At 73.0% G+C, this 20,397-nt stretch carries 20 protein-coding genes; 13 read left to right on the top strand and 7 right to left on the bottom strand.

Going from position 1 to position 20,397, the window contains the following annotated elements; translation table 11 throughout:
• The first annotated feature begins 96 nt into the window (after positions 1 to 96).
• From OG946_RS27185 to OG946_RS27165, 5 genes are all read left to right on the top strand, one after another.
• Positions 97 to 1,032, top strand: coding sequence for a cellulose-binding protein (locus tag OG946_RS27185; protein ID WP_326798618.1), 936 nt, complete (start codon positions 97 to 99; stop codon positions 1,030 to 1,032).
• 143 nt (positions 1,033 to 1,175) lie between these two features.
• Positions 1,176 to 2,186 carry an ABC transporter ATP-binding protein gene (locus OG946_RS27180; protein ID WP_326798617.1) on the top strand — a complete coding sequence of 337 codons (1,011 nt, stop codon included), beginning with the start codon at positions 1,176 to 1,178 and terminating at the stop codon, positions 2,184 to 2,186.
• A 5-nt stretch (positions 2,187 to 2,191) separates the two neighbouring features.
• Positions 2,192 to 2,971 (top strand): ABC transporter permease subunit, encoded by a 780-nt coding sequence (locus tag OG946_RS27175; protein ID WP_326798616.1) that lies wholly within the window; start codon positions 2,192 to 2,194, stop codon positions 2,969 to 2,971.
• A 153-nt stretch (positions 2,972 to 3,124) separates the two neighbouring features.
• Positions 3,125 to 4,300, top strand: a complete 1,176-nt coding sequence (locus tag OG946_RS27170) for an ABC transporter ATP-binding protein (protein WP_326798615.1) — start codon at positions 3,125 to 3,127, stop codon at positions 4,298 to 4,300.
• A complete protein-coding gene (locus tag OG946_RS27165; RefSeq protein WP_326798614.1) occupies positions 4,297 to 5,262 on the top strand; it encodes an ABC transporter permease in 966 nt (321 codons plus the stop codon). Before OG946_RS27170 ends, OG946_RS27165 begins: the two co-directional genes overlap by 4 nt.
• A 56-nt stretch (positions 5,263 to 5,318) precedes the next feature.
• Here OG946_RS27165 and OG946_RS27160 read toward each other — a convergent pair whose 3' ends face one another.
• A complete protein-coding gene (locus OG946_RS27160) occupies positions 5,319 to 5,987 on the bottom strand; it encodes a response regulator transcription factor (RefSeq protein ID WP_326798613.1) in 669 nt (222 codons plus the stop codon).
• 236 nt (positions 5,988 to 6,223) lie between these two features.
• Complete coding sequence (locus OG946_RS27155) at positions 6,224 to 7,504, bottom strand: sensor histidine kinase (RefSeq protein ID WP_326798612.1); 1,281 nt, start codon at positions 7,502 to 7,504, stop codon at positions 6,224 to 6,226.
• 167 nt (positions 7,505 to 7,671) lie between these two features.
• On the opposite strand from OG946_RS27155, the gene OG946_RS27150 reads away from it, so the two are divergent.
• Positions 7,672 to 8,322, top strand: coding sequence for a hypothetical protein (locus tag OG946_RS27150; RefSeq protein WP_326798611.1), 651 nt, complete (start codon positions 7,672 to 7,674; stop codon positions 8,320 to 8,322).
• Here the strand turns inward: OG946_RS27150 and OG946_RS27145 are convergent.
• Genes OG946_RS27145 through OG946_RS27135 form a run of 3 tightly spaced genes read right to left on the bottom strand, consistent with a single transcriptional unit; the run spans position 8,239 to position 10,430 of the window.
• Positions 8,239 to 8,811 carry a cob(I)yrinic acid a,c-diamide adenosyltransferase gene (locus OG946_RS27145; protein ID WP_326798610.1) on the bottom strand — a complete coding sequence of 191 codons (573 nt, stop codon included), beginning with the start codon at positions 8,809 to 8,811 and terminating at the stop codon, positions 8,239 to 8,241. The genes OG946_RS27150 and OG946_RS27145 overlap by 84 nt on opposite strands.
• Positions 8,812 to 8,834: 23 nt before the next feature.
• Positions 8,835 to 9,590, bottom strand: coding sequence for an ABC transporter permease (locus OG946_RS27140; protein ID WP_326798609.1), 756 nt, complete (start codon positions 9,588 to 9,590; stop codon positions 8,835 to 8,837).
• 54 nt (positions 9,591 to 9,644) lie between these two features.
• The gene (locus tag OG946_RS27135) at positions 9,645 to 10,430 is read right to left on the bottom strand and encodes an ABC transporter ATP-binding protein (protein ID WP_326798608.1); all 786 of its coding nucleotides are present in this window, start codon (positions 10,428 to 10,430) and stop codon (positions 9,645 to 9,647) included.
• Between the two features lie 80 nt (positions 10,431 to 10,510).
• Between OG946_RS27135 and OG946_RS27130 the strand changes: the two genes are divergently transcribed.
• From OG946_RS27130 to OG946_RS27115, 4 genes are all read left to right on the top strand, one after another.
• Positions 10,511 to 11,152 carry a TetR/AcrR family transcriptional regulator gene (locus tag OG946_RS27130; RefSeq protein ID WP_326798607.1) on the top strand — a complete coding sequence of 214 codons (642 nt, stop codon included), beginning with the start codon at positions 10,511 to 10,513 and terminating at the stop codon, positions 11,150 to 11,152.
• Positions 11,153 to 11,277: 125 nt separating this feature from the next.
• Complete coding sequence (locus tag OG946_RS27125; RefSeq protein WP_125937236.1) at positions 11,278 to 12,132, top strand: 3-hydroxyacyl-CoA dehydrogenase family protein; 855 nt, start codon at positions 11,278 to 11,280, stop codon at positions 12,130 to 12,132.
• A 331-nt stretch (positions 12,133 to 12,463) separates the two neighbouring features.
• Positions 12,464 to 12,748, top strand: a complete 285-nt coding sequence (locus OG946_RS27120) for an STAS domain-containing protein (protein WP_047020398.1) — start codon at positions 12,464 to 12,466, stop codon at positions 12,746 to 12,748.
• Positions 12,749 to 12,857: 109 nt separating this feature from the next.
• Entirely contained in the window at positions 12,858 to 15,629 is a 2,772-nt protein-coding gene (locus OG946_RS27115) for an ATP-binding protein (RefSeq protein WP_326798606.1), read from the top strand.
• A gap of 115 nt (positions 15,630 to 15,744) precedes the next feature.
• On the opposite strand, the gene nucS is transcribed toward OG946_RS27115, so the two are convergent.
• Positions 15,745 to 16,416, bottom strand: a complete 672-nt coding sequence (gene nucS, locus OG946_RS27110; protein WP_047018161.1) for an endonuclease NucS — start codon at positions 16,414 to 16,416, stop codon at positions 15,745 to 15,747.
• A gap of 217 nt (positions 16,417 to 16,633) precedes the next feature.
• Between nucS and OG946_RS27105 the strand changes: the two genes are divergently transcribed.
• Entirely contained in the window at positions 16,634 to 17,026 is a 393-nt protein-coding gene (locus tag OG946_RS27105) for an SCO5389 family protein (RefSeq protein WP_326798605.1), read from the top strand.
• A gap of 61 nt (positions 17,027 to 17,087) precedes the next feature.
• Here OG946_RS27105 and OG946_RS27100 read toward each other — a convergent pair whose 3' ends face one another.
• Positions 17,088 to 18,119 (bottom strand): LLM class flavin-dependent oxidoreductase, encoded by a 1,032-nt coding sequence (locus OG946_RS27100; RefSeq protein ID WP_326798604.1) that lies wholly within the window; start codon positions 18,117 to 18,119, stop codon positions 17,088 to 17,090.
• A gap of 200 nt (positions 18,120 to 18,319) precedes the next feature.
• Between OG946_RS27100 and OG946_RS27095 the strand changes: the two genes are divergently transcribed.
• Positions 18,320 to 18,646: an ATP/GTP-binding protein gene (locus OG946_RS27095; protein WP_326798603.1), complete on the top strand. Its 327-nt coding sequence runs from the start codon at positions 18,320 to 18,322 to the stop codon at positions 18,644 to 18,646.
• Between the two features lie 276 nt (positions 18,647 to 18,922).
• Entirely contained in the window at positions 18,923 to 20,176 is a 1,254-nt protein-coding gene (locus OG946_RS27090) for a glycoside hydrolase family 18 protein (RefSeq protein ID WP_326798602.1), read from the top strand.
• The last annotated feature ends 221 nt before the right edge of the window (positions 20,177 to 20,397 follow it).

Below are 20,397 nucleotides of genomic sequence, written 5' to 3'. Positions count from 1 at the left end.
TTCTCCAGATCAAACCTGGATTGACGCTGTGACACGCCGTCAGCACCCCTAGGATTCCCCTTATCACCTCACTCGGTCTCTTTCGACAGGAACCCCATGAGCGACACTGCCAACCCCTTCGGTTTCGAGTTCGCAAGGCGCGGATACGACCGCGAGCAGGTGGACGAACGGATCACCAAGCTCGTAGCCGACCGCGACAGTGCCCTCTCGCGCATCACCTCTCTTGAGAAGCGGATCGAGGAGCTTCACCTCGAGACGCAGAACGCACAGGCTCAGATCGCCGACTCCGAGCCGTCGTACGCCGGCCTCGGTGCCCGGGTGGAGAAGATCCTGCGGCTCGCCGAGGAAGAGGCCAAGGACCTGCGCGAGGAGGCCCGCCGCGCCGCCGACCAGCACCGCGAGCTCGCCGAGTCGGCCGCGCAGCAGGTGCGCAACGACGCCGAGTCGTTCGCCGCCGAGCGCAAGGCGAAGGCCGAGGACGAGGGCGCCCGGATCGTCGAGAAGGCGAAGGGCGAGGCCAGCGGGCTGCGCGCCGAGGCGCAGAAGGACGCGCAGTCGAAGCGCGAGGAGGCGGACACCCTCTTCGAGGAGACCCGCGCCAAGGCCGCCCAGGCCGCCGCGGACTTCGAGACCAACCTCGCCAAGCGCCGGGAGCAGTCCGAGCGCGACCTCGCCTCCCGCCAGGCCAAGGCCGAGAAGCGGCTCGCGGAGATCGAGCACCGCGCCGAGCAGCTCCGCCTGGAGGCCGAGAAGCTGCGTACCGACGCCGAGCGCCGCGCCCGGCAGACGGTCGAGACCGCGCAGCGCCAGTCCGAGGACATCGTGGCGGACGCGAACGCCAAGGCCGAGCGGATCCGCAGCGAGTCGGAGCGCGAGCTGGCGGCGCTCACCAACCGCCGCGACAGCATCAACGCCCAGCTCACCAACGTCCGCGAGATGCTGGCGACGCTGACCGGCGCGCAGGTCGCCGCCCAGACCGGGGTGGACGAGGTCGAGGACAAGCCGGGCGTGCCCGCCCAGCAGTCCCGCTGAGTCCGGTACGGCCGGGCGGATCGCCCCGCCCGGCCGTACGGTGCGTGTCCGGCGCCCTCCGCCCCGCACGGAGGGCGCCAATCCGGTTGTGTCGATTACTCCCAGGAGATGCATTCGGTGACCTCGCCGCCTAGGGTTGGCGCATGATCGAACTGGAGGGGCTGACCAAGCGGTACGGCGACAAGCTCGCCGTGGACCATCTGACCTTCCAGGTGCGGCCCGGCATGATCACCGGATTCCTGGGCCCGAACGGCGCCGGCAAGTCGACGACGATGCGCATGATGCTCGACCTCGACAACCCCACGTCCGGTTCTGTGCGCATCGACGGCAAGCACTACCGCGAACTCCAGGAGCCGCTGAAGTACATCGGCGCCCTGCTGGACGCGAAGAACATGCACGGCGGCCGCAGCGCGTACAACAACCTGCTGTGCCTGGCCCAGAGCAACCGCATCCCGGCCGCCAGGGTGAGCGAGGTGCTGGAGACCGTCGGTCTGACGGCGGTCGCGAAGAAGAAGTCCAAGGGCTTCTCACTCGGCATGGGCCAGCGCCTCGGCATCGCGTACGCGCTGCTGGGCGACCCCGAGATCCTGATGTTCGACGAGCCGGTCAACGGGCTCGACCCCGAGGGCATCCACTGGATCCGCAACCTGATGAAGAGCCTGGCCGCCCAGGGCCGCACGGTCTTCGTCTCCAGCCACCTGATGAGCGAGATGGCGCTCACCGCCGACCACCTCGTCGTCATCGGCCAGGGCAAGCTGCTCGCCGACACCTCGATGGCCGGCTTCATCCGGGAGAACTCGCGGTCGTACGTGCGCGTGCGCACCCCGCAGCCCGAGCAGTTCAAGGACGCCGCGAGCGCCGCGGGCATGGCCGTGAGCCGGCGCGAGGACGGCGCGTTCGAGGTCGAGGGCGCCGACATGGCCGAGCCGGTCGGCGAGCTGGCCGCGCAGCACCGGGTGACGCTGCACGAGCTGAGCCCGCAACAGGCCTCCCTGGAGGAGGCGTTCATGCAGATGACCGCCCAGGCGGTCGAGTACCACGCGCACGATCTGAGCGACCCGAACGCCGCCGTGGCGGCCGGGGCCGCGCCCCCGGCGCCGCCCGCGCCGAACGCGCCGCCCGCACCGGGTCCGCAGTGGGGCAAGGGAGACTGACGGCCATGGCAGCACCCTCGGCAGTGCTCAAGTCGGAGTGGACCAAGATCCGCTCGGTCAGCTCCACGATGTGGACGCTGGCCGCCGCGCTGGTCCTCACCGCCGCGGTGGGCGCGCTCCTGTCCGGCGTCATGAACGCCACCTTCGACGACCTCTCCGAGGCCGAGCGGCTCACCTTCGACCCGACCCTGGTGAGCTTCTTCGGCATGATGCTCGGCCAGCTCGCGATGGTCGTCTTCGGCGTGCTCGTGATCAGCACCGAGTACAGCTCCGGCATGATCAAGACGTCGCTGGCCGCGGTGCCGCAGCGCGCCACGTTCTACGTCTCGAAGATCGCCGTCGCCACCCTGCTCGCCCTGGTCGTCGGGCTGCTCACCAGCTTCCTCACGTTCTTCCTCGGCCAGTCCCTGCTCGGTGACCACTCGGCGTCGATCGGCGACGAGCACGTGCTGCGGGCCGTCGTCGGCGCCGGCCTGTACATGGGCGTCATCGCGATGTTCTCCATGGGCGTCGCCGCGATGCTGCGCAGCACGGTGCTCTCGCTCGGCCTGCTGATGGCCTTCTTCTTCCTGATCTCCTCGATCCTGGCGGGCGTCCCGGCCACCAGGGACGTCGCGCGGTACCTGCCGGACCAGGCGGGGTCGCGGGTCATGCAGGTGGTGCCCGGCGCGCTGAACAGCGACGAGACGCCGTACGGGCCGTGGGGCGGCTTCGGCATCATGTGCGCGTGGACGGCGGCGGCGCTGATCGGCGGGTACCTCGTGCTGAAGAAGCGCGACGCCTGACCCGGCAGTCTCCCCCCCCCTCGCCGCTCCCCCGGTGCCTCTTGCGGCAGCCCGGCGGCCTGCCCGCCGGGAACCGGAAGCGTCCCGATAGCCTCTTAGCCTGAAGGGGGACGGGAAGTCGCGTGCGCCCCCGTGTCCGACGCAGGGGGCCACATGATCGAAGCACAGGGTCTGACAAAGACCTACGGCGGGAAGACCGCCGTCTACAACCTTTCCTTCACCGTCAAACCGGGCGTCATCACCGGCTTCGTGGGCCCCAACGGGGCGGGCAAGTCGACGACGATGCGCATGATCCTCGGGCTTGACGAGCCGAGCGGCGGCACCGTCACCGTGGGCGGCTACCCGTACCGCAAGCTGCCCAACGCCCCCCGCCAGGTCGGCGCCCTGCTCGACGCCAAGGCGGTGCACGGCGGCCGCAGCGCCCGCAACCACCTGCGCTGCGTCGCCCAGCTCTCCGGCATCCCGCAGCGCCGCGTCGACGAGGTGCTCGACGTGGTCGGGCTGCGCGAGGTCGCGGGGCGCCGCTCCAAGGGCTTCTCCCTCGGCATGGGCCAGCGCCTCGGCATCGCCGGCGCGCTCCTCGGCGACCCGCAGATCCTCCTCTTCGACGAGCCGGTCAACGGCCTCGACCCCGAGGGCATCCTGTGGATCCGCAACCTGATGAAGCGGCTGGCGAGCGAGGGCCGCACCATCTTCGTCTCCAGCCACCTGATGAGCGAGATGGCGCTGACCGCCGACCACCTCATCGTCATCGGCCGCGGCCAGCTCATGGCCGACATGAGCGTGCGGGACTTCATCAACACGCACTCGGCGAGCTTCGCCCGGGTCCGCGTACCCGACCGGGAGCAGGGCCTGCGGGAGAAGCTGACCGCGCTGCTCACCGGGGAGGGCGCGCAGGTGCAGCAGGAGGAGGACGGGGCGCTGCGCGTGGGCGGGATGCCGCTGCCGCGGATCAGCGACCTGGCGCACGACGCGCGAATCCAGTTGTGGGAGCTGTCGCCGCACGAGGCGTCGCTGGAGGAGGCGTACATGCGGATGACGCAGGGAGCGGTGGACTTCCGCTCCACCGTCGACCACCGCGCCGGCCTCCAGCAGCCGGCGGGTCCGGTGCCCGCACAGGGCTACGCGCCCCCCGGGCCCGGCTACGCGCCGCCCATGGGCGCCCCCGGGATGCCGCAGGGCGGCCCCGGCATGCCGCCGCCCGGCGGGCAGCCCGGCTACGCCCCGCCCCCGCCGCAGGGGTACGCCCCGCCGCCGCCCCCGGCCGCGCCGCAGGGCCCGGCCGGCGCCGCCGCTCCCGCCCCGCGCGAAGGTGAGACCCCCCGATGAGCTACCCGCCGCAGCCCTCCGCCCCCGCCCCCGGCGCGCCCCCGGTGCCAGGCGCCGCTCCCGGTCACGTCCCCGGCGCCGCGCCGCCGGCCGGCCCGCCCGCGGGCGGCGGCTACTCCTCGCCCATCCCGATCGTCAGGACGCACCTGGGCCACGCCTTCGCCTCCGAGTGGACCAAGATCCGCTCGGTGCGCTCCACCATGTGGACGCTGGGCGTCATGCTCCTGCTCGTCGTCGGCGTCGGCTTCCTCATCGCGCTGGCGATGAGCAGCGACGACTGGGTGGGCGCCCCGCTGCTCTCCGGCGGCCTCTTCGGTCTGATGCTCGGCCAGATCTGCATCGTCACCCTCGGCGTGCTCGTGATCACCTCCGAGTACGGCACCGGCATGATCCGTACCACGCTCACCGCCTCGCCCCAGCGCTGGCGGGTGCTGGCGGCGAAGGCCGTGGTCTTCTTCGTGCTGGCCTTCGTGCTGACCACCGCGGCGTGCGCGATCACCGCGCTGGTCCACTCGGCCGTCCTCGGCGGCCAGACCGTGCCCGAGTACGAGCTGGACAACCCGACGTACAAGGACTCGGTCTCCGACAGCGGCGAGCTGATCGCCACCGGAAGCCAGTGGTTCGACGCCACCGTGGGCGCGGCGCTGTATGTGTCGCTGCTGGGCCTGCTCGCGCTGGCCGTGGGCGCGATCCTGCGGCACTCCGCGGGCGCCATCACCACGATGGTCGGCTTCATCCTGCTGCCGCTGATCATCGCCCTGTTCATGCAGGCGGAGAGCCTGCGCGAGGTGCAGCGCAAGCTGATCGAGTTCTCCCCGCTCAGCGGTCTCGCCTCGCTCTTCGGCATCCCGTTCTTCGACGACGGGGACATCGGCGGCTGGGGGCTGCTCGGCCTGCTGGCCGCCGTCACCGGCGGGATGCTCCTGCTGGCGTTCGCGCTGCTGTCGAAGCGCGACGTCTAGACCGCACGCTGGAGCGGACGGGGGCGTGGACCGTACGGTCCACGCCCCCGTCCGCTTCAGACGCCCAGCTCCTGCGCCAGCACCGCCGCCTGCACCCGGCTGCGCAGCCCCAGCTTCGCCAGCAGCCGGCTGACGTGCGTCTTCACCGTCGCCTCCGCCATGTCGAGCCGGGCCGCGACATCCGCGTTGGACATGCCCTGCCCCAGGCAGGCCAGCACCTCCCGCTCGCGCCGCGTGAGGGTGTCGAGGACCGCCGGGTCGGGTCCTTCCGGCGACGGGGCCCGCCGGCCGCCCGCGAACTCGGCGATCAGCCGCCGGGTCACGGCCGGGGCGATCAGGCCCTCGCCGCGGGCGACGGTGCGTACCGCCTCCACCAGGGCGTCCGCCTCGGCGTTCTTCAGCAGGAAGCCGGCGGCACCGGCGCGCAGCGCGCCGAAGACGTACTCGTCGAGGTCGAACGTCGTCAGCACCAGCACGTCCGCCAGCTCCTCGGCGCTGATCCGCCGGGTCGCCGCCACCCCGTCGAGCTTGGGCATCTGGATGTCCATCAGCACCACGTCCGGCCGCAGTTCGCGGGCCAGCCGCACGGCCTCCTCGCCGTCGGCGGCCTCGCCGACGACGGTGAGGCCCGCGGCGGAGCGCAGGATGAGCACGAGCCCGGCGCGTACGGCCTGCTGGTCCTCGGCGACGAGGATCCGGACGGGCGGGGCGGCGTCAGAAGCCATCCGCAAACCCCCGCCTGCGCCGTGGGGGTACCGCCCACGCGCGCGCCGCGCGCAGTGGGGGAGCCTGGCACCGCACCTCGCTGCGTTGCCGGGATCGCCCGAATACACCCGGTATGAGGGCGACCCTCCGCCTTGCGATGCACGGCACCAGACGCCTGGGGGTACCGCCCACGCGCGCCTGCGCGCTGTGGGGGAGCCCGCCTCCGGGCGAACGCCGGGGGTTTGCGGATGGCTTCTCAGCCATGAATCCTCCGTTGCGGTGCGGTGGTGTCCTCGCCGGTGGGCAGCCCGGCCCGGACGGCCCACCGCTTGCCGGCGCCGGGTCCGGCGCCGGCGTCCTCGGGTCCTGCGGTGAACGAGCCGCCCAGCAGGGCCACGCGCTCCTCCATCCCGATCAGCCCGGCGCCCGAGCCGGGCGCCCGCGGCACGGGCCCGGCGCCCGGCCGCCCGTCCTGCTGCCGCCCTTCGCCCAGCGGGCTGGTCACCGCCACCGTCAGCGGCTCGAGCCCGGCGAGTGCGACCCGTACCTCACCGGGGGCGGCGTGCTTGAGCGCGTTCGTCAGCGACTCCTGCACGATGCGGTACGCGGCCAGCTCCACCGGCGCGGGCAGTGGCGCGCCCGGCCCGCGGGCGTCGTCGAGGGCGAAGTCGAGGCCGCTGGCAGCGCCGTTGACGCGGGCCTGCTCCACCAGCGCGGCCAGCCCGGCCAGCGTCGGGGCCGCCGCCGGCGCGGCCTCCGCGCCGTCGGCCGCGTCGGCGTCGGAGGCGGCGCGCAGCAGGCCGATGAGGCGGCGCATCTCCGCCAGCCCCTGCACGCTGTTCTCGCGGATGACGGACAGCGCCTCCCGGGACGCCGTCCGGTCGTCGATGGACTGGGCGGCGGTGGCGTGGATGGCGATGGCGGAGAGGTGGTTGGCCACCATGTCGTGCAGCTCGCGGGCCATCCGGGCGCGCTCGGCGCCGACGGCCTCGCGCCGGTCCAGCTCCGCGAGCAGCGCGGTCTGCTGCGCCCGCAGCCGGGCGGCGTCGGCGGCCTGGCGGTGCGAGCGTACGGCGACGCCGGTGGTGGCGGGGCCGAGCGTGATGAGGCCGACGGCGACGCCGATGAGGATCGCGGCCCGGTCCTGGAAGACGGCCAGCACGACGATGGTCGAGGCCACGGTGAGCGCGGCGGAGGCCCGCGGGATCCAGCGGGCCGCGGTCGCGGTGCCGTAGAGCACACCCGCGTACATCAGATCCGTGAACATCAGGACCGTGGCCAGCGTGCCCCAGGTGAACTGGTCGGCGACGACGGCGACGAGCGCGATGCCCAGCGCGGTCATCGGCCGGCTCCGGCGCAGCAGTTCGGCGCCGCACATGACGGCGAGCGGGACCAGCGTGAGCCGCGAGTCGTGGAACGGCCGCCCGCCCTGGGTGTGCAGCCCGAGCGCCCACAGCGCCACCCCGCCGAGCAGGCCGAGGACCGCGAGGAGCACGTCGTCGCGGTGCGGCCGGAGCGAGGGGCGTGAGCTGGTCACTCCCCCATCAAACACGGCCGGGGCCCCGGCGGCCTCCTTATCACGGGCGGCTTCGGGCGGGCGGGGGCTACATCGAAGGATGCAGTCCGGGATCGTCGCGTACGACGACGTGCCCGCGCGCGCCGGGCGGGAGCCTGGAAGGGAGGACGGGGAAGGGAGAGCACACCGTGATCGTCACGCTCATCATCGTCTGTGAGGTCGCCTTCTGGGTGCTGCTCGCGGCGGGGCTCGCACTGCGTTACCTGGCGAGGAGGCCGCGGCTGGGCGCCGCCGTGCTGCTGTGCGAGCCGCTGCTGGAGGTCGTGCTGCTGGTCGTCACGGCGATCGACCTGAAGAACGGCGCGGAGCCGGACTGGAAGCACGGTCTCGCCGCGGTGTACATCGGCTTCTCCGTCGCGCTCGGCCCGACGACGATCCGCTGGGTCGACGCCCGCTTCGCGCACCGCTTCGCGGGCGGGCCGCCGCCGGTGAAGCCGCCGAAGTACGGGATGGCGCGGGCGCGGCACGAGTGGTCGGTCGCCGTCCGCTGGATCCTGGCGAGCGGCATCGCGATGGCGCTGCTGCAGGGCGCCATCTGGTACGTGGGCGACGACGGCGAGACCGAGTCGCTGCGGGCGTGGCAGGCGCGGATGCTCGTCGTCATCGGCATCAACCTCGTCATCGCCGTGAGCTACACGGTCTTCCCCAAGCAGCGTCCCGCGGGCGCGGTGGAGCCGGAGGCCCGGCGGGACGGCTCAGCGTTCGCCGCCGGGCACCCACAGCACGTCTCCGACCGCCTTGTTGGCGGTGCGCGCGAGGATGAAGAGCAGATCCGATAGCCGGTTGAGGTACGTGGCCGTCAGCGGGTTCATGGTCTCGCCGTGGACCTCCAGGGCGGCCCATGTCGACCGCTCGGCCCGGCGCACCACCGTGCACGCCTGGTGCAGCAGCGCCGCGCCGGGGGTGCCGCCGGGGAGGATGAAGCTGCGCAGCTTCTCCAGGCCGGCGAGGAAGCGGTCGCAGTCGGCCTCCAGCCGGTCGACGTAGTCCTGCTCGACGCGCAGCGGCGGGAACTCCGGGTCTGGCTGCACGGGCGTGGAGAGGTCGGCGCCGACGTCGAAGAGGTCGTTCTGCACCCGGGTGAGGACGCGGGCGACCTCCTCGGACAGCCCGCCGAGCGCGAGGGCGGTGCCGATGACGGCGTTGGCCTCGTTGGCGTCGGCGTAGGCGGAGATCCGCGGGTCGGTCTTGGGCACCCGGCTCATGTCGCCGAGGGCGGTGGTGCCCTTGTCTCCGGTACGGGTGTAGATCCGCGTCAGGTTGACCATGTGCCCAGCGTATGCCCGCGGCGCTACGCCCCGGCGGAGCGGAACACGCGTGTGCCGAGCGTCACCGCCGCCGCGGCGAACGCGGTGCCGACGAGCACGCCCCGGAGCATCTCGGCGCCCGCGTACTCGCCGGTGAAGGCGGCCCGTACGGCGTCGACGAGGTAGCGGAACGGCACCGCGCGCGACAGCGCGTCCAGCCACCCCGGCGCCAGGGCCATCGGCAGCATCAGCCCGGACAGCAGCATCGACGGCAGCGTGACGGCGTTGACGACGGGACCGAACTCCTGGGGCGTACGCACCCGCAGGGCGAAGGCGTACGACAGCGAGGCCATCGCGGTCGAGAGCAGCGCGACGAACACCAGCCCGATCAGCACCCCGGCCAGCGGCGCGCGCAGCCCCATCACCACCGCGGTGACGACGAGCAGCACGGCCTGGAAGAGCAGCAGCAGCGCGTCGCGCAGCACCCGGCCGAGCAGCAGCGCGAGCCGGCTGACGGGGGTGGCGCGCATGCGGTCCAGCACGCCGAGGTTCTTCTCGATGATGATGCCGAAGCCGGCGAAGGAGGCGCTGAGCAGTCCGAGCATCATCAGCAGCCCGGGGACGAGGACCTGCCAGGAGTTGCCCTCGGCGGACAGGGGGAGGTCGCGCAGGAGCGGGCCGAAGAAGACGAGGTAGAGCAGGGGCATGAGGACGCCGAAGAGCATCTGGAAGCGCGAGCGCAGGGTCTGGCGGGCGTAGCGGCCGAAGACGAGGGCGGTGTCGGCGGCGAGGGCATGCACGGCGGTCTCCCGGGGGCTGGGGGCGTACGGAATCGGGGTGGGCGGCGGGCGCCGTCAGACGGACAGCGGTGCGGGGTCCTGGGCGGGCGCGGGGCGGCGGCCGGTGAGGGCGAGGAAGGCGTCCTGGAGAGAGGCGCCGGGCGAGCCGGCGTGGCGCAGCTTCAACTCCCGTGGCGTGCCGTCCGCGACGACGACGCCGTGGTCGACGACCACGATCCGGTCGGCGAGGGCGTCGGCCTCGTCGAGGTAGTGGGTGGTGAGCACGACGGTGGTGCCCTGCTCGGCGCGCAGCCGGCGCACCAGGTCCCACAGGTCGGCGCGGCTGCCCGGGTCGAGCCCGGTGGTCGGCTCGTCCAGGAAGAGCAGTTCGGGCCGGTGGACGAGCCCGAGCGCGAGGTCGAGCCGGCGCCGCTGGCCGCCGGAGAGCGCGGCGCAGGGCCGGTCGAGCAGGTTCTCGATGCCCAGGTCCGCGGCGAGTTCCGCGGCCCGTGCGGCGGCCGCGGCCTTCGTCAGCCGGTACAGCCGCCCCTGGGTGACCAGTTCCTCCCGTACGGACACCTGCGGGTCGACGCCGCCGCTCTGGGCCACGTACCCGATCCGTTCGCGCACGCCCGCGGGGTCGGCGACCAGGTCGCGGCCAGCGACCGTGGCGGCGCCGCCGGTGGGCGGCAGCAGGGTCGTGAGCATCTGCAGGGTGGTGGTCTTGCCGGCGCCGTTGGGCCCGAGGAGCCCGACGATCTCACCGGGCCGGACCCGCAGGTCGATCCCGCGGACGGCCTCGACCGGCCCTTGCTTGGTGGTGAAGGTCCGGGCGAGGCCGGACACGCTGAGGATCGCCATGCCCCACAGGAAAACAGAGTCACTGAATTTTTGCAATGACTCTAATTTTTCACTCACACCAGCCTGGGTACGATGAGGGCATGGCCGAGGGACTCAGGGAGCGCAAGAAGCGGCAGACCAGGCAGCACATCTCCGACGTGGCCACCGGCCTGTTCCTGGAGCGCGGCTTCGACGCGGTCACGGTCGCCGAGGTCGCCGAGGCCGCGGACGTCTCGGTCAACACCGTGTACAACTACTTCCCGGCCAAGGAGGACCTCTTCCTCGACCGCAGCCGCGGTCTCGTGGAGCGCACCTCCCGCGACGTGCGCGGCCGGGCGCCCGGCGAGTCCGCCGCGGACGCCGTGCTGCGCGGGCTGCGCGACGACGTCGAGACAGGGTCGGGCCGGGTCGGGCTCAACCCGGGGATCGGGAAGTTCCTGGTCGTCGTCGAGGAGGCGGACACCCTCCAGGCGCGGCTGTGGAAGACGCAGCAGGAGAGCGTGCTGCACCTTGCCGCCACCCTCCGCGAGGAGACCGGGGCCGCCGCGGACGATCGTCTTCCGGATCTGATCGCGGGTCAGCTCTCCTGGGTCGGCGTCGCGCTCTTCGACTTCATCCGCCGCGAGATGATCGCCGGCCGCGACCCGGCGGCCGTCTCGCGCGACGCGCTCGGCCTGCTGGACGAGATGGAGGAGCTGTTGGGCGAAAAGGTGCTCAACTACGCACGCAGGACCGGAGAGTGAGCCTCGCACGTGTGATGTCCGTCATCTGAGACGTGACGCGCATCTCTAAGCGCTCCGCGAACGCGCCGGGAGCGCTAGTGTCCGCTTCAGAGCACGTGAACGAGCCGTATAGCGAGGGAACCACCGTGGAATCCGCCGGAAAGCTCGCCGTCGTCGGAGCCGGACTCATGGGGTCCGGTATCGCCCAGGTCGCCGCCCAGGCCGGCTGGCACGTCGTGCTGCGCGACCTCACCGACGAGGCGCTGGCGCGCGGCACCGACGGCATCAAGGGCTCGTACGAGAAGTTCGTCGCGAAGGGCAAGCTGGACGCGGCCACCGCCGAGCAGGCGCTCGCCCGGATCACCACCACCACCGACCTCGACGCCGCCGCCGACGCGGACATCGTGGTCGAGGCGGTCTTCGAACGGCTCGACGTCAAGCAGGACATCTTCCGCACGCTCGACGGCCTGGTGCGCGACGACGCGGTGCTCGCCTCCAACACCTCCGCGATCCCCCTCACCAAGATCGCGGCGGTGACCGCCCGCCCCGAACGCGTCGTCGGCACGCACTTCTTCTCGCCGGTCCCCATGATGGGGCTCTGCGAGCTGGTACGGGGCCTGAAGACCAGCGACGACACCCTCGCCCGCGCCCGGGCCTTCGCCGAATCCACCGGCAAGACCTGCATCGTCGCCAACCGCGACGTGGCCGGCTTCGTGACCACGCGGCTGATCACCGCGCTCGTCGTCGAGGCCGTCAAGCTGTACGAGTCGGGTGTCGCCACCGCCGAGGACATCGACGTCGCCTGCCGGCTCGGCTTCGGCCACGCCATGGGGCCGCTCGCCACCGCCGACCTGACCGGCGTCGACATCCTGCTGCACGCCGCCGAGAACATCTACACCGAGACCCAGGACGAGAAGTTCGCGCCGCCGGAGCTGATGCGCCGCATGGTCGACGCCGGCGACATCGGCCGCAAGAGCGGCCGCGGCTTCTACGAGCACTGACCCCGGGCCGTCCGCCGCCCCCGGCCGCCGGCGCGGCCGCGGGCGGGTACCGGCATCCCCCGCATGGGTGAAATCGGTACGGATACCCGTACAGACGGCAACCCGGCACCGTCCAAAACAGTCATATCCATAGAGGAACCGGCACGGACTCGGCATCACGACAACGAGAACCCGCAGACGGGGAGCACACATGTTTGAGGCGGAGGGCCGCGACAGCGCCCCGCCCTACCACCACCCGGCCCGCCATCGCGCGGGCCCCGCACGCAGGGCTGCCCGCCGCCCCGTCCCGGACGGCGCCGCGGACGGCACGGGCCCCGGGGCGCCCGCGTACATCAAAGGGGACTGCGCGGAACTGACCGTCGGGGGCTGCCTCGACGTGCGCAGCGCGGCCGACGCCCGGGTCGCCCTGCACCGGGCCGTCGACGAGGGCCGCGGCGATCTGGTCCTCGACCTCACCGACCTGGACTCCTGGGACGCCACCGGGCTCGGTGTCATCATGGGGGCACACCGCAGGGCGGGACGGGCCGATCGCCGGCTCGTGCTGCGCGGGGTGCCGCCGCAGATGCAGCGACTGCTGGTGGCCACGCGACTCCACCGCATCCTCACGATTCAGTGAACAAACGGCGTCGGCGGGCCGTCCCCCCTCGGGGATCGCCCGGCGGAGGTCATAGGGTTTCCGGGCCGGGGAGCGGCACGGCGTAGGACGGCGGGCAGGGGGCTTCGCGATGGACCCGAACACGGGCCATGGACAGGACGACACACCCGAGGGCATATCCCCGCCCGCGGGATCTTCCCCGGGTTCGTACCCCGGTGAGCCGGCGCACACGCACCCCGACCCGGAAGAACCGGGGGCCGCGTACCCGGAACACGACCGCGGCGCGGACGGGTACGGGGACGGGTACGGGGACGACGGCACGGGGGCGTTCCGCGGCGAGGAGCCGGTGCGGCCGTACGCCGACGAGGCACTGCGCCCCTACGCCGGGGAACCCGACGCGACCGCCGGGCCCGCGGGCCCGCCCGCCGTCTCCGCCCCCGGCTCCTTTCCCGGCCCGCTCCCCGGCTCCGGCGGCAAGGGCGGCGGGCGCGGGCGGCCCGGCGAGGGCCTCTCCCCCACCGCCGGTGCACGCCCTGGCCCGGCCCGTACGGCCCGCGTCATCGCCGGCGAGTACCGGCTCACCGTCAACCCCGTCGACGGCACCCACGCCGAGCTGTGCCCGCCCGCGGAACGCCCGGGGCCGCCGCGCCGGATGACCCCGGGGGAGCGCGCCGAGCACCGCCGCCCGCCGTCGCCGCCGCCGGGCCCGGCGGGGCCGCAACTGCCGCTGCTGGAGCGCGACGAGATCCGCGAGCGGCTGGTGCGCCTGCTCTCCCGCGGCCGTTCCGTCCGCCTCACCGGCCCCTCCGGCTCCGGCCGCACCGCGCTGCTTGAGGCCGTCGCCGCCGACTGCGCCGAGCTGGCGCCGGACGGCGTCATCCGGCTGAACGGCCGCGCCCGTACCCCCACCGATCTGCGGTACGAACTGTGCGCCGCCGTCTACGAGCTGACCGGCCGGCGCCCCGACCCCGGCCAACTGGCCGAGCTGCTGCCGCAGATCGGCGCGGTCGTGGTGCTCGACGACGCCGAGTTCGGCGGCACCGCGCTCGAAGAGCTGCTGGACGCCACCCCCGAGTGCGCGTACCTGATCTCCGTCACCCCCGACGTGGCCGGGCCGACGGCCGCCTCCTACCTCGAAGAGGTCGCGCTGCCGGGCCTCGGCCGGGCCGCCTGCATGCAGTTGCTGGAGCGCGCAGGGCGGCTGCCGCTCGGCGACGAGGAGCGCACCTGGGCGGCGGACCTGTGGTTCGAGTCCGAAGGGCTGCCGCTGCGGTTCGTGCAGGCCGGTGCGGTGCTGCGGCTCGCGGGTCCTGGCGCGGGCGAGCCGCTGCCGACGCTGGCGGAGAGCGCCGCGCCGGCCGCGCTGCTGGCGTCGCGGCTCAGCGACGCGGCCCGTACCGCGCTGCGCTTCGCCGTGGCGCTCGGCGGCGTCTTCCCGCACCACGCGCAGTTGCCCGCGCTCGCCGGCGAGGCCCTGGCCGACACCGCACTCGCCGAACTCGCCGGCTGCGGGCTGGTCTCCGGCGGCCTCGGCCGCTACCGGCTGGCCGCGGGCGTCTCCGCCCAGTTGACCGCCGCGGGCTACGACCGGCCGGCCGAGGGCGGCCAGGACCCGGCGCTCACCGCCGCGCAGCACTACGCCTGGTGGTCCGCGCACCGCTCGGTGACCCCGGAGACGGTCGCGGACGACGCGGACGCCATCCTCGCCGCGCTCGGTGGCCTCGTCGCCGACCGGGAGGGCGCCACCGCCTCCACCGCGGTGCTGCTCGCGCGCGCCGCCGCGCCCGCGTTCGCCGCGGCGCTGCGCTGGAGCGCCTGGGAGCGGGCACTGCGGTACGGGCAGGAGGCCGCCCGGCGCGCGGGCGAGGTCGCGGCGGAGGCGTACTTCCACCACGAGCTGGGCGTGCTGGCGCTGTGCACGGGCAACACCGCCCGGGCGCGGGCCGAGTTGGAGGCGGCGCTCGCGCTGCGCGGGGCGATCTCCGACCGCGGCGGCGAGATCGCCAGCAGGCGCGCGCTCGCGCTGGTCACGCACGGCGCCGGCAGCGAGGCCGTGACGGCGGCGCTGCCGGTGGTGCCGGCCGGCACCGCCTCCGTACCGGAGGGGGCGGCGGCGTTCGACGAGCCGGGCGAGGGCGCCGAGCGGCCCACCGTGCTCATCTCCCCGTCCTCGGGGGGTACGGAGACGACCGTGACGCCCACGGTCCGCGGGCCCGGCGCCGAGGCGGCGTCCGCCTCCAAGCGCAACCTGATCGCGGCGGGCGCCGGTGCGCTGCTCGTCGCGGTGCTCGGCACGGTGGTCACCCTGGGCATGACGGGCAGCGACGACCCGCCCGCCGACCGGGTCGAGGTGGAGCGCTCGGCCGCCGCGGACGACGACGGGCTGCCCACCGAGGAGCCGTCCCGCAGCCCGTCCTCGGAGTCGGCGCCGCCGTCGCCGGAGTCGTCGGCTCCGGAGCCGTCGGAGGCGTGGACGGACGCCGGCGACGAGACGAGCAGCGCGCCGCCGCAGAGCCCGTCGAGCAGTTCGCCGGGCACGCCGTCGGACAGCGGCTCGTCGTCGGACAGCGGGACCTCGAAGGGCGGTTCGTCGAACGGCGGCGGTACGGACACGGGCGGCGGCAGCAGCGGCACGCAGAACGGCGGCACGACGGACGACGGCGGTACGACCCAGAACGGCGGCACGACCGACGACGGGGGCACGACGGACGACGGCGGGACGACCGACGACGGGGGCACGACGGACGACGGCGGAGCGACGACCGACGACGGCGGGACCACGGACGACGGGGGAACGACGACGGACGACGGCGGCACGACGGTCCAGGGCGGCACGACCACCGGCACCGACTCGGCGGCCTCCGGCGAAGCGGCCGGCGCCCCGTCCGGCGAGGCGGCCTGACGACGCCTGCCCCGGCCCCGTGAGCCCGTAAGTCAGCGGTCTCGTACGGCAACGGCCCCGTACCGGCCGCGGTGCCGTACGGGGCCGCCGGCGGGCGCGGCGAACGCCCCCCGCGTCAGAACAGCTTCAGCTTGCCGTCGTCCGTCCCGCGCAGCGCGTCGTAGTCCAGCACCGCGCACTCGATCCCGCGGTCCGCCGCCAGCACCCGCGCCTGCGGCTTGATCTCCTGCGCCGCGAACACCCCCCGCACCGGCGCCAGCAGCGGGTCGCGGTTCAGCAGGTCCAGATAGCGGGTGAGTTGCTCCACCCCGTCGATCTCGCCGCGCCGCTTGATCTCCACCGCGACGGTCGTCCCCTTCTCGTCGCGGCCCAGGATGTCCACGGGGCCGATCGCCGTGGGGTACTCGCGCCGGATGAGGGTCCAGCCCTCGCCCAGCGCCTCCATGCGGTCGGCGAGCAGCTCCTGGAGATGCGCTTCCACCCCGTCCTTGACCAGTCCCGGGTCGACGCCCAGCTCGTGCGACGAGTCGTGCAGCAACTCCTCGATCGTAATGATCAATTTTTCGCCTGCCTTGTTCTCGACCGTCCACACGGCGACACCGTCCTGTTCACCTTCTTTCAGAGTGCACGGCGGTGACATCCAGTTGAGGGGCTTGTACGCACGGTCGTCGGCATGGACGGAGACGCTGCCGTCGGCTTTGACCAGGATCAGCCGGGGCGCGGAGGCGAGGTGGGCGGTGAGCCGCCCGGCGTAGTCGACGGAGCAGCGGGCGATGACGAGGCGCATGGCGCACCACGCTACTCGACTCCCGGCGCACACAGCGATCTGACCCCTGATGCACCTTTCGGCAATGGCCAGTTGTGTACGCGTTCTTGTGGTGGAGCGGCATCCTCCGCCCTACGGTGGAAGCAGGCGGTTGCCACATGAGCACCGAGAGTGGTGATCGTCGTACCTGTCCGGTCAGGCCCCGCCCGATCCCCGCGGGGCTGCGAGAGGAGAATCCATGTCGCTGGACGTCCCACCTGCTCTGCTCGATCAAGCCGAGCGGGGCGAGGTCGACGAACGCGAGTTTGTCGACTGCGTCCGGACCTCGCTCCCCTATGCCTGGGACATGATCAGTTCCCTGGTGGCACAACTGAAGGTCGACGGCGGAAACTTCGCCGACAACCAGGTACCGCCCCCGGACGAGCACGCCCGCGGCCAGCTCCTGCGCGCGCTCGCCAGCAATGCGATACGGGGGGCGCTGGAGCGCCACTTCGGCGTCCGGCTCGCTTTCCAGAACTGTCATCGCGTGGCGGTCTTCCCCCTGGAAGCCTCGGCAGCGGAGCCGCTGGCCCGCTTCACCTCTGTGCGGGCGCAGTTGCTCAACCAGTCACCGGAGCTGCGTGACTGCTGACGGGCCTCAGGACACCCCGCGCTGCCGCTCCCCACGCCGTCCGCTCGCGCCGCCCCACCGGTCAGCGAGCGAGGAGCGGCAGCACCTCCGAACCGATACGCCGTACATTCCGCTCGGTGGCGCCCAGCTCCCCCGAACCCTCGACGAGCAACGCGAAGCGTGTGATGCCGGTACGTTCCGCGGTCGCCGCCAGCCGGTCGGCACAGAGCCGCGGCGGGCCCACCGGGTGCAGCGCGCACAGCAGTTCCGTGTACGCCTCGGGATCGCGCATCGGGCGCCTTCTGCCGTCCACCGTCTCCATCGCCCCCACGCCGCTGCGAAAGGCCCCCGGCAGGGCCGCGCGCAGCAGCTTCGCCGCATCCTCGGGGGTGTCGTCGACCTGGGCGACACCGGCCGAGACGTGGCCCGCCGCGTCGATCGCCTCCGGGCTCATCCCGGCCTCCCGCGCGGTACGCCGCCACAGCCGCACCATCTCCGCCTTCTCCTCGTCGCCGCAGTGCATCCCGAGCAGCATCGGCAGCCCGCGTCCTGCGGCGAGCCGGACGGTGCCGGGCGAGGTGCAGGCGACGAGCACCGGCACGTCTTCGGCGCCGTGCAGCGCCTCGGCCGGCCGGGGCACGACGGCGACCTCGCGGAACGCGTAGCGGTCGCCGCCGGCCCCGACCCGCGGTTCGCGCAGCCAGCGCAGCAGCAGGTCCAGCGACTCGGGGAAGTCGCTCTCGTACGCCGCGAGCCCGGTGCCGAAGACCTCCAGGTCCACCCAGGGCCCGCCGCGCCCGACGCCGAGGACGAAGCGCCCCTGGGCGGCGTGGTGCAGCAGCGCGGCCTGCTCGCCGAGGGCGACGGGGTGCTGGGTGGGCAGCACGCTGACGGCGGTGCCGACGCGGATGCGGCTGGTGCGGCCGAGGAGCAGCGCGGCGAGGGTGACCGCCGAGGGACAGGTGCCGTACGGGATGAAGTGGTGCTCGGCGAGCCAGACGGAGTCGAGCCCCGCCTCCTCCGCCGCGACGCCCGTCCGCACGGCGCGGTGCAGGGCGTCGCCCTGTCCCTGGCCGGGGAACTGGGCGCCGAGCACGAACGAGCCGATGTGCATCCTGCCCCCTGTGTACCGATGGTGCTGTCGCGCGAGGGGTACGAACGGCCCGTCACCTGCGGCGACGGGGGACAACCCCGAAGTCTTCTTCATTGTTGGCGATCGACGGGTGAATCGTCATTCTTTGTGCCCGAGGCTGGACTTTGCGCCCCGTACCCTGGTAGGAACCTCCGTCACGACGATCTTCCCGAGGTGCCGACGTGTCCCCCCGCCGGAACAAGCCGCGCTCCCGCGGCGCCGCCCGTCCGTCCGCGGACGACGACCTCGCCGGCCGCGTCGGCACGCCCGACGCGGCGGACTACGGGGGCGAGGAGTTCCTCGTCCGCCGCGTCGCCGGCTCCGCGGCCGACAAGAGCTACCGCTGCCCGGGCTGCGACCAGGAGATCCGTCCCGGCACGCCGCACGTGGTGGCGTGGCCGGAGCACCGCGGCGCGGACCTGCGCCGGCACTGGCACACGGCCTGCTGGAGCGCGCGCGACCGCCGCGGCACCCGGCCGCCGCGCTCGCGGAACGCCCCGCGCCACTGACACCCGCCGCCACTGGCACCCGCCGCCACTGACACTCGGCGCCACTGCCGCCCCGCGCCACTGCCGCCCCGCACCGCTGACGCCCGCGCCCACCTGCCCGTACGGCACCGCTCGCGGCGGACCGCGCAACCCCTCTGTGGTCCAGACCTATTGACGATTGGTGCAGACCTTCCCTACGCTCCCCCATCACTGCGGTGAGCATGTCATTCGCATGCCCACCGGGCGACGCAGGTCCCACCCCCACACGTATCCGGACCTAGCTCGAGGAGCACGCCCTTGAGATCCCCCCACGTACGCACCCGCACGCGCGTCATCGGCATCCTGCTGACCCTGGCGCTCGCGATCCCGCTCACCGTGCTGGCCACCCTGGCGCCGTCGAGCTCCGCCGGCGCCGCGACGACCCCCGCGGGCCCCAAGGCCGCCGGCGTGAAGATGGGTTACTTCACCGAGTGGGGCGTCTACGACCGCAACTACCACGTGAAGAACATGGTCACCTCCGGCACGGCGGAGAAGATCAACACCATCAACTACGCCTTCGGCAACGTCCAGGGCGGCCGCTGCACCATGGGCGACTCCTTCGCGGCCACGGAGAAGAGCTACACCGCCGACCAGAGCGTCGACGGCGTCGCCGACACCTGGGACCAGCCATTGCGCGGCAACTTCAACCAACTGCTCAAGCTGAAGAAGAAGTACCCGCACATCAAGATCCTCTGGTCCTTCGGCGGCTGGACCTGGTCCGGCGGCTTCACCCAGGCCATGCAGAACCCCGCGGCCTTCGCGCAGTCCTGCTACGACCTGGTCAACGACCCGCGCTGGCAGGGCCTCTTCGACGGGATCGACCTGGACTGGGAGTACCCCAACGCCTGCGGGCTGAGCTGCGACAGCAGCGGCCCCGCGGTGATGAAGGACATGATGCAGGCGTTCCGCGGCAAGTTCGGCGACCAGTTGGTGACGGCGGCCGTGACCGCCGACGCCTCCGACGGCGGGAAGATCGAGGCGGCCGACTACGCCGGCGCGGCCCAGTACGCCGACTGGTACAACGTCATGACGTACGACTTCTTCGGCGCCTGGGACGCCCAGGGCCCCACCGCCCCGCACTCGCCCCTCGCCTCGTACGACGGCATCCCGAAGCAGGGCTTCGACTCCACCGCGGCGATCGAGAAGTTCAAGGCCGCCGGCGTCCCGGCGAACAAGCTGCTCCTGGGCATCGGCTTCTACGGCCGCGGCTGGACCGGCGTGACCCAGGCCGAGCCCGGCGGCACCGCGACCGGGCCCGCGCCGGGCAAGTACGAGCAGGGCATCGACGACTACAAGGAGCTGAAGGGCAAGTGTCCCGCCACCGGCACCGTCGGCGGCACCGCGTACGCCCACTGCGGCAACCAGTGGTGGAGCTACGACACCCCGCAGACCATCGGCGGGAAGATGTCCTACGCCAAGGAGCAGGGCCTCGGCGGCGCGTTCATCTGGGAGCTGAGCGGTGACACCGCGAACGGCGAGCTGATGTCCGCGGTCAACAGCGGCCTCGGCTGAGGCCGTTGGGCCGGCCGCCGCGCCGGCCGGAGCCCGGGACGGTGGTGTCGCCTCCACCGACCCGGGCTTCTTCCATTTGGTCCAGACCTATTGACCGCATTGGTATGTACCAATAGCCTCCCTGGCGAGTGAGTGTCATGGCATGAACAAATCTCTGGCTCGTGTACGACGGGCGGCCGTACGCGCGAACGCGCCGCCCGCACCTGACGGAACGGCACTCG

It is taken from the genome of Streptomyces sp. NBC_01808 (assembly GCF_035917395.1).
In the GTDB taxonomy this organism is placed as follows: domain Bacteria; phylum Actinomycetota; class Actinomycetes; order Streptomycetales; family Streptomycetaceae; genus Streptomyces.
The sequence above is the reverse complement of the archived record's forward strand: the minus strand, read 5'-3'. Positions and strand labels throughout refer to the sequence as shown.

Coding starts and splice junctions, on each gene's coding strand:
- OG946_RS27185 (WP_326798618.1), top strand. CDS start 97: ATGAGCGACACTGCCAACCCCTTCGGTTTCGAGTTCGCAAGGCGCGGA.
- OG946_RS27180 (WP_326798617.1), top strand. CDS start 1,176: ATGATCGAACTGGAGGGGCTGACCAAGCGGTACGGCGACAAGCTCGCC.
- OG946_RS27175 (WP_326798616.1), top strand. CDS start 2,192: ATGGCAGCACCCTCGGCAGTGCTCAAGTCGGAGTGGACCAAGATCCGC.
- OG946_RS27170 (WP_326798615.1), top strand. CDS start 3,125: ATGATCGAAGCACAGGGTCTGACAAAGACCTACGGCGGGAAGACCGCC.
- OG946_RS27165 (WP_326798614.1), top strand. CDS start 4,297: ATGAGCTACCCGCCGCAGCCCTCCGCCCCCGCCCCCGGCGCGCCCCCG.
- OG946_RS27160 (WP_326798613.1), bottom strand. CDS start 5,987: ATGGCTTCTGACGCCGCCCCGCCCGTCCGGATCCTCGTCGCCGAGGAC.
- OG946_RS27145 (WP_326798610.1), bottom strand. CDS start 8,811: ATGGTCAACCTGACGCGGATCTACACCCGTACCGGAGACAAGGGCACC.
- OG946_RS27135 (WP_326798608.1), bottom strand. CDS start 10,430: ATGGCGATCCTCAGCGTGTCCGGCCTCGCCCGGACCTTCACCACCAAG.
- OG946_RS27130 (WP_326798607.1), top strand. CDS start 10,511: ATGGCCGAGGGACTCAGGGAGCGCAAGAAGCGGCAGACCAGGCAGCAC.
- OG946_RS27115 (WP_326798606.1), top strand. CDS start 12,858: ATGGACCCGAACACGGGCCATGGACAGGACGACACACCCGAGGGCATA.
- nucS (WP_047018161.1), bottom strand. CDS start 16,416: ATGCGCCTCGTCATCGCCCGCTGCTCCGTCGACTACGCCGGGCGGCTC.
- OG946_RS27105 (WP_326798605.1), top strand. CDS start 16,634: ATGTCGCTGGACGTCCCACCTGCTCTGCTCGATCAAGCCGAGCGGGGC.
- OG946_RS27100 (WP_326798604.1), bottom strand. CDS start 18,119: ATGCACATCGGCTCGTTCGTGCTCGGCGCCCAGTTCCCCGGCCAGGGA.